A 12,097-nucleotide genomic window follows, 5' to 3' on the forward strand; every position below is an offset into this window, starting at 1 on the left:
AGGCCGGTTACACGGTGCACAACCGGGTCGTCCTGAACCAGATCATCGCTTCGGGCGCAACTGACGCCGAGACGGTCCGCGTCATCAGCGCCGCGCAGGAATCCGGGCGTACGTGGTTCGGCGGGGGCGTGTGGCGTGGCCGGCGGGTTCTGCGGATCTCGGTGTCGTCGTGGCGCACCCGCCCGCAGGACGTTCGTGACCTCATCGATCTGCTCGGCGAGCTGCGCCGTCAGCATCGACTCCAGTCCGCCGACGATCACCTCCTGCCGGACCGGTGAGCGAACCAGCCGCACACCGCACCTCGCTCACATGAAAGAACACGACGGCTCGTGGACCCCTGCCGCCGAAAGCAACCACCGGCGGCCCTTCTCCTGGACCGCATTCTCAACACCCCTACGAAAGAGGTAGCCATGTCAAACGTCACCTTCGATTTCACCGGCAAGGTGGTTCTGGTCACCGGCGGCGGCAGCGGCATTGGTCTGCAGGTCGCCAAGGACTTCGCCGCGGCCGGCGCGGACGTCGTCATCGCGGGCCGGACCACGTCGCGTCTGGACGCGGCAGTCACGGAGATCGGCGCCAAGGCGAGCGCGAGCACCCTGGACATCGGCGACGGCGACGCGGTGCGCGCGTTGATCGCCGATATGGTCAACCGGTACGGGCGCCTCGACGTGGTCGTGAGCAACGCGGCGAGCTACATCCCCGGCGACATCACCGACGTTGCCCCGTCCGACTGGGAGCAGCTGCGCCGCACGAACATCGACGGCTTCTTCCACCTGGCGCAGGCGGCACTGCCCGAGCTGGCCAAGACGGGCGGAAGTTTCGTCGCCACCTCCAGCGTGTCGGGCCTGCGCGGGGACTGGGGTTCGCCCATCTACAACGCCTCGAAGGGCGCGGTCTCGCTGTTCGTGCAGGCGCTCGCCCTGGACTGGGGCGCCAAAGGTGTGCGGGTCAACGCCGTGGCGCCGTCGCTCACCAACACCGAGCCGGTCGCGGGCGTGACCGGTAACGACACACTGCTACGGCAGTTCGAGGCGAGGGTCGCGCTCGGGCGCATCGCGGAGCCCGACGACATCTCCCCGGTGGTGCTCTTCCTCGCCTCTGACTCGGCCCGATACGTCAACGGGGTGATCCTGCCCGTCGACGGAGGCACCAGTGCGTCCACCGGTCAGGCACGACCCGCCTGACGAGGTTCTCGGTCACGTCACAACCACGGAGTCATCGCAGTCAAAACAGCTACGGCTGCGTCACTGGGCACTGATCATTCATCAGGAGACGAGCAATGAAATCTATCCAGTTCAGCGAGTACGGCGTTCCGGACTCGCTGCGCCTGGTCGAGGCCGAACCCACCCCGGCGCGTGCCGGCGAGGTCCGGGTGGCCATCGAAGCGGCACCGCTGAACCCCTCGGACTTCATGCTGACCGACGGTCGATACCCGTTCCGGCCGGCGCTGCCATCGCCGGCCGGCTCCGAGGGCGTCGGCCGGGTCATCGACGTCGGCGACGGCGTGACGGCGGTCGAGCAGGGCGATCGGGTGCTGGTCCTGCCGTCGGGGCAGCCGGGCACCTGGCAGCAGGAAATTGTGATTGCCGAACGGTTCGTGGTGCGGGTCGGTCGCGACATCGACCCGGTGCAACTGGCCACGGTGGGGATCAACGCGGCCACCGCCCACCTGCTACTGCGCTACGGCAACCTGAGGCCCGGCGCCTGGGTGGCCCAGACCGCGGCGAACTCCGGTCTCGGCGCCTTCATCATCGCGCTCGCCCGCCGTGCCGGCCTGCGGACGCTGAACATCGTGCGTCGGCCCGGGGTCGCGGACCCGCTGCTCGACGCCGGCGCCGACGCGGTGGTGGTCAGCGACGACGCCCTCACCGCCGGGGTCGGCGAGGCGCTCGGTGACGAGAAGGTCTCTCTGCTGCTCGACGGGGTCGGCGGTCCGCTCGTCGCGGAGCTGGCGCCGTTCCTGGCGCGCGAGGCGGACATCGTCAGCTTCGCGGCGATGAGCGGACAACCGATCGCCGTGCACCCGATGTACCTCAACTTCAAGAACCTGCACGTACACGGGTTCTGGCTGAACAATTGGCTCGACTCCGCCCCGCGCGCCGAGATCGAACAGGTCTACGCAGAGATCATCGACCTGATCGCCGACCGGGTGCTGTCGACGCGCATCGAGGCCACCTACCGCCTCGATGAGCACGCTGAGGCGATCGCGCACGCGCGGTCCACCGGCCGCCACGGAAAGATCGTCTTCACCAACGACGTGTTGGTGACGCGATGAAGGCCGTGGTGGTGCAACGTCCGGGAACGGACAAGCCCCTGGAGGTGGTCGAGCTGCCCGACCCGGGCCAGCCGCAGTTCGGCGAGATCAGGGTACGCCTGCACGGCAGCACCCTGAACTTCCACGACAGCCTGGCCATCCGCAGCGCCACCACCCCGGTCGGGCACATCCCGCTCGCCGACGGGGCGGGCGTCGTGGAAGCGGTCGGCCCAGGGGTGGACGAGCTGGTGACCGGCGACCACGTGGTGGCGAGTTTCTTCCCGTTCTGGAACGACGGCCGGCCGACCGTCGACACCTTCAGCCGCACCCCGGGCCTCGGCCTCGCCGGCTACGCCCGCGAGATCGTGGTGGCGCCCGCCGCTCAGTTCGTCAAGGCGCCCCGGGGCTACAGCCACCCCGAGGCGGCGACGCTCACCGTCGCCGGGTTGACCGCCTGGCGGGCCCTGGTGAGCGACGCCGCGGTCACACCAGGCAACCAGGTGTTGATCATGGGCACCGGCGGGGTCGCTGTCTTCGCGTTGCAGTTCGCCAAGATGCTCGGCGCGACCGCGATCGTGACGTCCTCCTCCGACGCCAAGCTGCGACGCGCCAGGCAGTTGGGCGCCGACCACACCGTCAACTACCGCAGCGTGCCCGACTGGGGCCGGCACGTCTTTGACCTTACTGGCGGCGGCGTCGACGTCGTCGTGGAACTGGGCGGCGCGGCCACCCTCCCGCAGTCCATCGACGCCGCCCGGATCGGCGGGCTGATCTCACTGATCGGCATCCTGGCCGGCGTCTCCGGCGACGTGCCCACCGGCACCCTCAACCTCAAGCAGGTCCGGCTGCACGGCCTGGTCGTCGGAAGCCGCACCCAGCAGCAGCAAATGATCCGCGCCATCGATGCCACCGGCACACGTCCCATCATCGACCGCACCTTCGCCCTCGACGACCTGGCCGAGGCCACCGACTACCTCTCCTCCGGCGCCCACCTCGGCAAGGTCGCCATCACCTTCTGATCCGGCTCGAAAGAGGGCCATCAGACCGGCTGCCTTCGATCCTCTCGGGTTCAGGCCGCCACCAGCGACAACCCGGCCGACCCCCGGATCGTTCGTCGGGACACCCTCCTGTCCGCGCCGAGCATCCGGTACGTCACGCCAGGACCGCGAGCACCGCGTCCCACCGAAACGGAGTAACAGATGAAACTCGAAGAGATCTTCCGGATGACCGTCGCGGTGACTCCGCCGATCGTGATCGGCCACACCCCGTTGGGCCTTCGTCAGGTGATTGGCTCCTCCGGGGGCACCGTCGTCGGAGCGCGAATCTCCGGGCGGCTCAATTCCGGCGGCGGCGACTGGCTCCTGGTCACCGGCGACGGCTACGCCCGGCCGGACGTACGACACACGGTGCACACCGACGACGGAGCCGACCTGTACCTGCACGGCACCGGCCTGATCGAGATGAACGACGCCACCCGGGCGGCCATCAGTGGCGGCGCTCCAACCGACTTCGACGACGCCTACCTCCGACTCGGACTGGCCATCGAAAGCGGCGACCCCCGCTACAGCTGGGTCAACCGCGCGCTGTTCCTAGCCGAGGGCCGGATCCAGGAAGGCCCGACCATCGAGTACGTCGTGCACCAGGTCCTCTGACACGGAATACGTGGGGCAGCGCGGGCCGCCCCACTCGCGGTAACGCGAAGCTACGTCCTCGACGTCGAGAACAAGTGTTGCCCAGTCACTCGCCAGGGTCTGGCGGCGCCGCCGCTGCGGCGCGGCGGCGGGCCCGTGAGGTCCGCAGGTTGATGGCGTTGCCGCAGACCAGCACGTCGTGCCAGACTCCGCTGTTGTTGCGTGAGCGGTCGTAGAACGCGGAGCCGCACGCCTCGTTACGGCACACCTTGAGCCGCGGCCACAGACTCGACGTCTGGGCGGCGAGCGACTCGATCAGCAATAGTGAGGCGACAAGCTTCCATCCCGCGCCCTGGGGGCTCGCCACAACGGTGCCGTCGCAGCGCTGCCGCAGGCCAGCCGAGACGCCTGAACCGACGAGCCAGCCGGACGGCGCGTCGCTGGGCGAGCCACGGTGGTGCAGGGTCTGGCGTAGCTGCGCGCGCAGCTCGACCAGCCGCTGCCGGTCCCGCTCCCCGAAAGAGACGGTAGGCGCCGCAACTCCGGCGGTGGCGGACCAATCGGCCAGCTCGGCGGTGAACCACTGCTCAGCGGTGGCGACGTCAGCGAGAAGGTCAGGCTGGCCGCCGCCGTCGGTGTTGATGAAGTTCTGTACGACGTTGAAGCCAGTCGGCGCTGGCGTAAGGCCGTGACGGGTCGTGGCGGTCGAGCTCATCCGCCCATCGTATTGCGGGATTCGGCTACTGGCGACATAGCCGTTACATCTACGATTACGTTATTACGCACTCCGGCGAACGCGGGCGACAACGGTCCGGAAGGCGCGCTTCCGGCCTTCTCCCTGCCGACGCCCAGCACAGGCCGCAACCGCGATGTACCAACAACGCCGGAAACAACCCAAACGAATAGTGGCCTGCTCGAACACGATTAATCTTCTCTATCAGCCCTCTAGGCTCGAACCCATGGCGTCGTGCCCTGCGGTGACAGCAGCGTCCGGCGGTGCTGATCGACGGCGACGTCACACCGTAGTCGGCCGGGCACCGTCGTTGAGCCGCACGACACGGTCGGATGACGACAGGCCAGCGGTCGTCGGGATCCACTGATGTCAGGCAGGTGGTACTTCCGGCGACGGGGGCAGCCGGCGGACGAGGCAGCACTTCAGGAGAGCGCCCGCAGAAACCCCGGGCGAACCGTCACTTTCAGCGACGGTGTCTTCGCCATCTCCATCACACTGCTGGTGCTGGAAATCCAGCCACCGGAGGACACGGCCCACCTGGGACGGGCTCTCGCCGAACTGTGGCCCTCGTTCGTGGCGTACGCGCTGAGCTTCCTCCTAGTCGCCTCGATCTGGGTCAACCACCACGTCCTGTTCGACCAAATCGTCGCAGCTGACCGAGGTCTGCTACTGCTCAACACTGTGCTTCTGATGACTGTGGCGTTCGTGCCGTTCGCGGCGTCTGTACTCGCCGCGGCATTTCGCGATGGGCAGGGCGAGCCGCTCGCCTTGCTGTTCTTCGGTGGCCCGTTCGCACTCGGCACCATCTTCTTCAGCGCGATCTGGCAATACGCTCTGCGCGCACCGCGAGTACTGCACCGACGAGTCAGCGAGTCAGCAGGACGGATCGTGAGCAGGCGTCTTCTCGCGGGTCCACTGCTGACCCTCCTCGGCGCTGCCGCAGGCGCGGTCATCCCCGTACTGGGGCTGGCAATCTTCGCCCTGACGATCCCGGTCTTTTGGTTGCCCCTGCCTGCACTCGAACCAATCCCTCTCGACGACGATGACCCCTGACGGGTACGGGTCGACAGCCCTCGGCGCTCCGACAAGCGCTGTGGTTGCTCTCGTTCCCGCGCAGTGGTCGCCGGCAAGACGGCTAGTGAATGCATCCGCCAGTCCCTGATCCCCTACTGGCATCCAACCGCAAGATCAAGGGAGGTAGGAGCATCAGGCCACGAAGCGGACGTTGCTGACGTCGAGCAGAATGTGCGCCTCGTGGATCGCGATGTTGTCGTTCCCGCGCCCGAGGACACGGCGACGGGTCGGCACCGGCACTCCGTCGAAGACCTGTCGATTCCGCCGTCACTGCGTCCGCATTGCAGGTGCAGATAGGCGATGGCTCGGGGCGGCCGCCGCCGCTAGGCGATCGCGATGGTGAGTAGACGGCGGACGTCGGCGGAGTTGGTGATGACGACGGAGCGGCGGCCTCGTGCGCAGGGGTCCGTATCGGCGGTGGCGAGCAGGATCTGGGCTGCCCGGCGCAGCATGTCGGCGGCTTCCGGGACGGGCATGGGGAGATAGAAGGCGTTGGTGGCGGTGGGACGGCCGTGCAGGAGGAAGGCCATACGCCACAGCGCGGCGGCGGCCGACGGGTCGGTGACAGTCGTCGTGTGTTCGGTGAAGTCCTTGCGATAGCGGCGCCACGTGCCGCCCAGCGCCCGCTGAACGCGATGGTAGTCGCCGCGCGGGACGCCCACCCAGCAGTCGCCGGGCCGACCGGCCACCACCGCCCAGGTGAGGCCGTTCAGGACGCGGACCAGGCGGCCGGCCACCAGGTCGTCACCGGTGTAGGCGATTGGCAGGTAGGTCGGCGTGCTCCCACCGCGTACCGCCGCCCGGGTTATCTCGGCGGCCTCGCCGCCGCGTGGTCGCAGGCACTGCCAGGCGAGCGTCGCCTCGGCGAGGGGGTGCCGGCCCGCGGTGACCTGGGCCAGTGCGGGCAGGACGCCGGTTCCACCCGCGCGGCGGGTTGCGTCGTCGGTGCGTAGCGGCTGGCCGACGAGCCAGGAGCGGCGGGGCGGCGCGATGGCGATCGTCATGCCGGCGTTCCCTTCGTGAGTACTGAAGGAAGTGGTCAGGGAATGGGGCGTTCGCCCAGAATCTGGGTGTCGCGGACCCGGTAGGCCCAGACGGTGATCGACGAGGCGGTCAACTCACCGGACGGGGTGAATGCGATCCTGGTGGTGATGCCGGGCTGGTCGTAGGCCGACACGTACGCGGCCATCGAGGACCGGCTCAGGTGGTTCGAGCCGATGCCGTTGAGGAAGACGGTGGCGGCGTCGTACGCCTCGGCGCTGTTGGTGCCCGGTTCCAGCCCGCCGAATTCGGCCTGGTACTGCTGGATGAACGTGGCCGGCAACGTCTCCGGCGGCCGGCACGGGCAGGTGATGATCGCGTCCTGGGCGGCCCGCTGGCCCGCCGTGTGGAGGAAGCCCTCGTCTTTGACGCCGTCACCGGCGACGAAGGGGGCGGTCACGCCGGCCGCCCGTACCTGGCGGAGGAGCCGCCCGGCCTCGTCGTAGTAGCCGCCGAAGAAGATCACGTCCGGGTCGGCCGCCCGGATCCGGGTGACCACGGCGGTGAGGTCCTCCTGGGCTGGCAGAACGGTGCCGGATTCGACGACCCGCTCGCCGAGGACGCCCATGACCTCGCTCGCCAGGCCGTGCCCGTACGCTCCGGTGTCGTCGATGACGAACACCTTGCTCGCCCGGAGCACCCCGGCGATGTACCGGCCGGCGGCCGGACCCTGCTCGGCGTCGTTGCCGATCAGGCGGTGGAAGGTGGTCCAGCCCCGCGTGCTGAGGCTGGCTTCCGTCGCCGACGGGGTGATGCTAGCGATCTTGGCCTGATCGAGCAGGGGTACGGCCGCCTCGGATTCGCCGGAGAAGGCCGGGCCGACCACACCGAGGATGCGGGGGTCGGACACGACTTCCTGGGCGGCGGCGGGCGCCCGCTTCGGATCGGCCAGGGTGTCGAAGGCGGCAAGTTCCACTGTGCAGGCGGGATGAGCCGCGTTGTACTGGTTGAGAGCCAGCCGCACGCCGTGCTCGATGTTGCGGCCGAGGTTGGCCGCGGCGCCGGAGAGTGGGCCGAAGACTGCTATCCGGGCCTCGCAGCGTGACACCTCGACAGTGGAGGCGTCTGCCCGCTCGCCGCAGGCGGCCACCAGCAGGATGAGAGCCAGGGCTGTCAGTGCGGCCGCGCGACTCATGGCACCTCCCGTACATGATGTTGTGAGACATGGTGGACGGAGAAGGATGATGTTTTCGTGATGTTCCCGGCCCGCACTCCGCTTGCCGTCGTCGTGGCCACGACGCTGGTCCTGGCCGGTTGCGCAACCCCAGCGCCGCCCCCCGTCGCGATGGCGCCCTCGGCCACCCCACGGGTCACCGGTCTCTTCGCGATCACCTCGCGGACCGAGGGCGACATCGTCATCGACGGCCGCGGATACGCTCTCTACCGATCGTCCGACGACGACTCCTCGCCGCCCCGATCCGCCTGCACGGGCCCGTGCGCCGATCAGTGGCCGCCGGTGTCCTGGGCGCCTGATCTGCGGTTGGAGGGGATCAACAGGCAGTTGATCGGGACGTACCGGCGACCAGACGGCCGGATTCAGCTCACGCTGGGCGGGTGGCCCCTCTACGAGTACGCGGGTGACCGCACGCCGGGCGAGACGAACGGACGGGGGCGCGACGGGCGGTGGTGGCTCGTACGACCGGACGGCTCGTCATAGGTTCCCGCTCTGCCGAGGAAGGGTGAGCACCGCCAGCGTGCCGCCAGTGGGCACGGCCTCCAGCCGGAGGTGACCACCGTGTTCCAGGCCGACCCAGGCGGCGATGCTCAGGCCGAGGCCGATCCCGTCGGCTGCCCCGGTGGTGAAACGGGCCGGTGCGCTGTCGGCGATCCCGGGACCTCGATCGGTGATCCGCACCTCGCCCGGGCGTACGGTGAGGCTGAGGGCGCAGGGTTCGGCGCCGATGCGGCCGTGCCGCAGGGCGTTGCTCACCAGGTTCTGCAGGGCGATCCGGATCAGCGTGGGATCGCCGTCAGTGATGGCGACAGTGGTGTCGATGGCAGCGCTGTGCGGCGGAGTGACCAGCTCGGCGACCACCTCCTCGGCCAACTGGTCCAGGCGGAACGGCTGGCGTTGCAGGTCCCGCAGCCCGGCCACCAGGCGGGCGCGGGTGAGCAGCACGTCTACCGCGGCCGAGAGTCGCTCCGCCGAGCCCAGCACTTGACGCAGGGCGTCCGGGGGTTTCTTGCGCTCCGGGTCGGTCAGCGCGGCCTCGGCGGTCGCCCGGATCACGGTCAGCGGTGTGCGCAGCTCGTGGGCGGCGTCGGCCAGGAAGCGCTCCTGTTGGGTGAGTGCCTCGGCCGCCGGCCGGGTGCCGCGGCGGGCCAGCAGATGGCCACCGAACCCGGCGACGAGCATGAAGACCAATCCGCCGACCAGGAGCCACGCGGCCAGATTGCGATGGGCTCGCTTCCCCGGCCGCGGGTCGCCGACCACCACCACGGTGCCGGCGACGGCCCGCGTGACAGCGTGGCGGAACGGAACGGCCAGCAGGCGTACCGAATCGGTGTCCACGTCCGGCACCTGGAGCGTCCGTCCGGCGCCGGTCCGCCACACCTCGCGGGCCGGGGCGAGCAGGTGATGGGACGCGATGATCGGCAGCCCGGCCGGGTGGGCGAAGACCAGCGTCACGTCGGTGCGCATGCCCTCATAGACAAAGACGCCGGTGGAGCCCTGCCCGGCCGGGTCGGTGAAGAGGTTGTGCAGACGCAGCACGCCCGACTCGTAGGTGAGCAGGGCGACCGCCGTACTGGCCGTCCGTTGCATCTCGGCGGTCTCCACCTGGGCGCGCTGCCTGCCGTCGATGACCAGGGCGACCGCGCCCATGCCGGCGAGCCCGGCCACGTTGAGCACCAGCAGCAGCACCGTCAGCCATACCCGCAGCCGGACCAGCCGAGCGGCGGTCTGCAAGGGGACCGGCCGGCGGCTGGATCCGGCGCTGGACGGCCTTCGCCGCCGGACGGCCGCCGGCAGCCGGGGAGTCACCGGGCGGACAGCAGGCGGTAGCCGGCGCCCCGCACGGTGACGATCACCGTGGGCTCACCGAGCTTGCGCCGCAGTTGCGCGATGATCACGTCGACCACGTTGGACGCCGGATCGGCCGCCTCGTCCCAGCAGTGCTCGATCAGGTCGGTACGGCTGACCACGGACGGGTCGTGGACCATCAGCATCTCCAGCACCGCGAACTCCTTGGGCGTGAGGATCTGCAGGACGCCGGCCCGACGCACCTCGCGGCGGGCGACATCCATCTCGATGTCGTCGACGCGGAGCACCGCAGGGTGGATCACACCGCCACGCCGGCACAGCGCCCGGACCCGCTGGATCAGCTCATTGGTGAAGAACGGCTTGGACACGTAGTCGTCGGCGCCCGCCTCGAAGCCGTCCACCCGGTCGTGCGGGTCGTCCAACGCGGTGAGCATGAGCACCGGGACGGTCAGCCCCCGGCGCCGCCGGTCGTGCAGCGGCCCGGCCGAGTCGCCGTCGGTCAGAATCCGGTCGAGGACAACGCAGTCGTAGGCATTGACGCTCAGGTTGACGTCCGCGTGCCGCCAGTCGGCGGCCTCGTCGACAGCGAGGCCGGCCGAGCGCAGGGCGGCGGCGACCGCCGCACGCACCTGCGCGTCGTCCTCAACGATCAGCACCCGCATCGCTCACCGCACCGCCGACCCGCGGGTCAGGACGCCAAAAGCAGCCACTTCTGGTCCTCGTCCGTCTTGTCCAGGTCCCACTGCCAGACCAGGTAACCGTTCCAGGTGCTGCCCGCCATCGGTGGCTTCTTGTCGTCGCCGGACAGGTCCAGCACCTTGCCGGAGTGGCGGTTGGTGATCCACACCTTGCCGTTGCCGGCGTCCGACAACTTCCACTGGTGGTTTGGGTTGTCGGGCTTCTTGTCCGCGACCACCAGATAGGCCTGGTTGGACAAGGAACCCTTCTCCACCGCCAGCGACTTGTGCAGGAAGTTGTTGGTGATGGTCACGTACCCGCTGACCGGAGCGGGGGCGATCCGCCAGTACTGGTCCTTGCCGTGCGTGTTGGCCCACAACTGCACCCGGGTGCCGGACTTCGTCGCGGCCACGTCCGTGCCGGGTATTTCTACGATCGCCCCGGCCCAAGCGTTCTGGAGCTGGTAGGTCCTGGCCGGGTCGTACAGCTGCTTCGGCGCGGCGGGTGCGCCCGAGGGCGGCGGCGCCGGCTGCCCCGACGGGGGTGGGGACGGGACTGCGGAGCCGGCCGGGCCGGACGCGGGGGGCGACGACGGGGCCAGCGACGGGCTCGATGCCGCGACCGGAGGTTTGACCTGGTTACCGTTCAGCTGCAGGACCTCCCGGTACATCGGCTCGTACGCCGGCACCAGGTCCGCCAACTGGGCGACGGAGGTGGGAGGCAGGCCCCCCGCCTGCCGGATCGTGTTCGCCCCCCACTGGAAGGCGCCCAGTGACAAGCGGTAGGGGTCCGCGCCGGTGAACCCGGAGAACTGGTTGGTCAGGTCGCACATCGCCGAGCCGAGCACGGTGATCGCGTCGGTCGGATTCCACACCGAGTCGCTCGGTCCGGCGTACTGCGTCCACATCTCCGGGCTGAACTGGGCGATGCCCTGGCCCTGCTCGGTACGCAGGTTGCCGTCGAAGTTGGAGGCCGCGCGCAACTGGGCGGCGATCCGCACCGGGGTCACCTGGGGGCAGACGCCGCCGGCCCGGTTGATCACCGGGACCAGAGCGGCCGGCAGCAGCGAGGTCCGCGCCGGGATGGAGACGGGTTTGGGCGACGGTCGGGTTGGCGACGGCACCGCCTTCGGCGCGTTGGGGTCGAACTGCCGCTGGTCGGCATACCAGGAGGCGTAGCCGGTGGCGTCGTCGACGAACTTTTTCTGCGCGGCGGGGACGCCCTTCGCGTCGATCACCGCCTTGATGCCGCCGCGCTGGGCCGCGATGGCGGGACCCCACAGGTCGCCCTTGAAGCCGGCCTGGCGCAGTTGGCCGACCATCTCGCAGGTCTCGTGGGCGAGCGCGAGGATGTTGTCGCGGGTGTCGTCGCGTTGCGCGTTCGCCCGCGGCTTCCACCGCGACCAGCGAGTGTCGTCCATTCCGGCGATGGCCGGCCCGGTGACGCTGGTGCTGAATCCGGTGAGGGCCATGAGCTGGCCGGCGACCCGCGGCGCGGTGAGGGTGGGGCAGGACGTGGCCGCGGCCACCACCGTTGGTAGCTGGCCGGCGGGCACCGGTTTGCCGGGCAGTTGGCCGGCGGCGGCGATCGCGGGCGGCACCTCGACGGCGACCCCGATGAGCAGCACCACCGCCACTGCGAAGGCGGCGAGTTCCATGCGGCCACGCCTCTCACCGGTCAACAGGCGCGCGGCGCGTGTGAAA

12 protein-coding genes and 1 pseudogene are annotated in these 12,097 nt (G+C 69.7%); 7 read left to right on the plus strand and 6 right to left on the minus strand.

Annotation, left to right across the window (positions count from 1 at the left end):
* The 5 genes and pseudogenes from O7617_RS00005 to O7617_RS00025 form a co-directional block, all read left to right on the plus strand.
* A pseudogene (locus O7617_RS00005) lies at positions 1 to 278 on the plus strand (hypothetical protein); the annotation flags it as partial.
* Positions 279 to 410: 132 nt separating this feature from the next.
* Positions 411 to 1,184 carry an SDR family oxidoreductase gene (locus tag O7617_RS00010; RefSeq protein WP_282260635.1) on the plus strand — a complete coding sequence of 258 codons (774 nt, stop codon included), beginning with the start codon at positions 411 to 413 and terminating at the stop codon, positions 1,182 to 1,184.
* 95 nt (positions 1,185 to 1,279) lie between these two features.
* Entirely contained in the window at positions 1,280 to 2,275 is a 996-nt protein-coding gene (locus O7617_RS00015) for a zinc-dependent alcohol dehydrogenase family protein (RefSeq protein WP_282260636.1), read from the plus strand.
* Positions 2,272 to 3,273: an NAD(P)-dependent alcohol dehydrogenase gene (locus tag O7617_RS00020; RefSeq protein ID WP_282260637.1), complete on the plus strand. Its 1,002-nt coding sequence runs from the start codon at positions 2,272 to 2,274 to the stop codon at positions 3,271 to 3,273. The genes O7617_RS00015 and O7617_RS00020 overlap by 4 nt, the downstream gene beginning before the upstream one ends.
* Before the next feature lie 180 nt (positions 3,274 to 3,453).
* Entirely contained in the window at positions 3,454 to 3,906 is a 453-nt protein-coding gene (locus O7617_RS00025) for a DUF3237 domain-containing protein (protein WP_282260639.1), read from the plus strand.
* Between the two features lie 85 nt (positions 3,907 to 3,991).
* Here O7617_RS00025 and O7617_RS00030 read toward each other — a convergent pair whose 3' ends face one another.
* The gene (locus O7617_RS00030; protein ID WP_282260641.1) at positions 3,992 to 4,600 is read right to left on the minus strand and encodes a CGNR zinc finger domain-containing protein; all 609 of its coding nucleotides are present in this window, start codon (positions 4,598 to 4,600) and stop codon (positions 3,992 to 3,994) included.
* A 384-nt stretch (positions 4,601 to 4,984) separates the two neighbouring features.
* Here O7617_RS00030 and O7617_RS00035 point away from each other — a divergent pair, with 384 nt between their 5' ends.
* Complete coding sequence (locus tag O7617_RS00035) at positions 4,985 to 5,671, plus strand: TMEM175 family protein (RefSeq protein WP_282260642.1); 687 nt, start codon at positions 4,985 to 4,987, stop codon at positions 5,669 to 5,671.
* A 344-nt stretch (positions 5,672 to 6,015) separates the two neighbouring features.
* Here the strand turns inward: O7617_RS00035 and O7617_RS00040 are convergent, their stop codons facing one another.
* Together O7617_RS00040 and O7617_RS00045 are read right to left on the minus strand one after the other, a co-directional pair.
* Positions 6,016 to 6,696, minus strand: a complete 681-nt coding sequence (locus O7617_RS00040) for a hypothetical protein (RefSeq protein WP_282260644.1) — start codon at positions 6,694 to 6,696, stop codon at positions 6,016 to 6,018.
* A gap of 35 nt (positions 6,697 to 6,731) precedes the next feature.
* Positions 6,732 to 7,868, minus strand: coding sequence for a branched-chain amino acid ABC transporter substrate-binding protein (locus tag O7617_RS00045; RefSeq protein WP_282260645.1), 1,137 nt, complete (start codon positions 7,866 to 7,868; stop codon positions 6,732 to 6,734).
* A gap of 60 nt (positions 7,869 to 7,928) precedes the next feature.
* Between O7617_RS00045 and O7617_RS00050 the strand changes: the two genes are divergently transcribed.
* The gene (locus O7617_RS00050; RefSeq protein ID WP_282264937.1) at positions 7,929 to 8,390 is read left to right on the plus strand and encodes a hypothetical protein; all 462 of its coding nucleotides are present in this window, start codon (positions 7,929 to 7,931) and stop codon (positions 8,388 to 8,390) included.
* On the opposite strand, the gene O7617_RS00055 is transcribed toward O7617_RS00050, so the two are convergent.
* From O7617_RS00055 to O7617_RS00065, 3 genes are all read right to left on the minus strand, one after another.
* Entirely contained in the window at positions 8,385 to 9,641 is a 1,257-nt protein-coding gene (locus O7617_RS00055) for a HAMP domain-containing sensor histidine kinase (RefSeq protein ID WP_282260647.1), read from the minus strand. The two genes, O7617_RS00050 and O7617_RS00055, sit on opposite strands and share 6 nt — an antisense overlap.
* A 71-nt stretch (positions 9,642 to 9,712) precedes the next feature.
* Entirely contained in the window at positions 9,713 to 10,378 is a 666-nt protein-coding gene (locus tag O7617_RS00060; protein ID WP_282260648.1) for a response regulator transcription factor, read from the minus strand.
* 26 nt (positions 10,379 to 10,404) lie between these two features.
* Entirely contained in the window at positions 10,405 to 12,051 is a 1,647-nt protein-coding gene (locus O7617_RS00065; RefSeq protein WP_282260650.1) for an RICIN domain-containing protein, read from the minus strand.
* Positions 12,052 to 12,097 lie beyond the last annotated feature (46 nt).

It is taken from the genome of Micromonospora sp. WMMD1155 (genome assembly GCF_029581275.1).
GTDB lineage: Bacteria > Actinomycetota > Actinomycetes > Mycobacteriales > Micromonosporaceae > Micromonospora.

Excerpts from the sequence above, each read along its gene's own strand:
- O7617_RS00010 (WP_282260635.1), top strand. The coding sequence starts at position 411 with ATGTCAAACGTCACCTTCGATTTCACCGGCAAGGTGGTTCTGGTCACC.
- O7617_RS00015 (WP_282260636.1), top strand. The coding sequence starts at position 1,280 with ATGAAATCTATCCAGTTCAGCGAGTACGGCGTTCCGGACTCGCTGCGC.
- O7617_RS00020 (WP_282260637.1), top strand. The coding sequence starts at position 2,272 with ATGAAGGCCGTGGTGGTGCAACGTCCGGGAACGGACAAGCCCCTGGAG.
- O7617_RS00025 (WP_282260639.1), top strand. The coding sequence starts at position 3,454 with ATGAAACTCGAAGAGATCTTCCGGATGACCGTCGCGGTGACTCCGCCG.
- O7617_RS00030 (WP_282260641.1), bottom strand. The coding sequence starts at position 4,600 with ATGAGCTCGACCGCCACGACCCGTCACGGCCTTACGCCAGCGCCGACT.
- O7617_RS00035 (WP_282260642.1), top strand. The coding sequence starts at position 4,985 with ATGTCAGGCAGGTGGTACTTCCGGCGACGGGGGCAGCCGGCGGACGAG.
- O7617_RS00040 (WP_282260644.1), bottom strand. The coding sequence starts at position 6,696 with ATGACGATCGCCATCGCGCCGCCCCGCCGCTCCTGGCTCGTCGGCCAG.
- O7617_RS00045 (WP_282260645.1), bottom strand. The coding sequence starts at position 7,868 with ATGAGTCGCGCGGCCGCACTGACAGCCCTGGCTCTCATCCTGCTGGTG.
- O7617_RS00050 (WP_282264937.1), top strand. The coding sequence starts at position 7,929 with ATGTTCCCGGCCCGCACTCCGCTTGCCGTCGTCGTGGCCACGACGCTG.
- O7617_RS00060 (WP_282260648.1), bottom strand. The coding sequence starts at position 10,378 with ATGCGGGTGCTGATCGTTGAGGACGACGCGCAGGTGCGTGCGGCGGTC.
- O7617_RS00065 (WP_282260650.1), bottom strand. The coding sequence starts at position 12,051 with ATGGAACTCGCCGCCTTCGCAGTGGCGGTGGTGCTGCTCATCGGGGTC.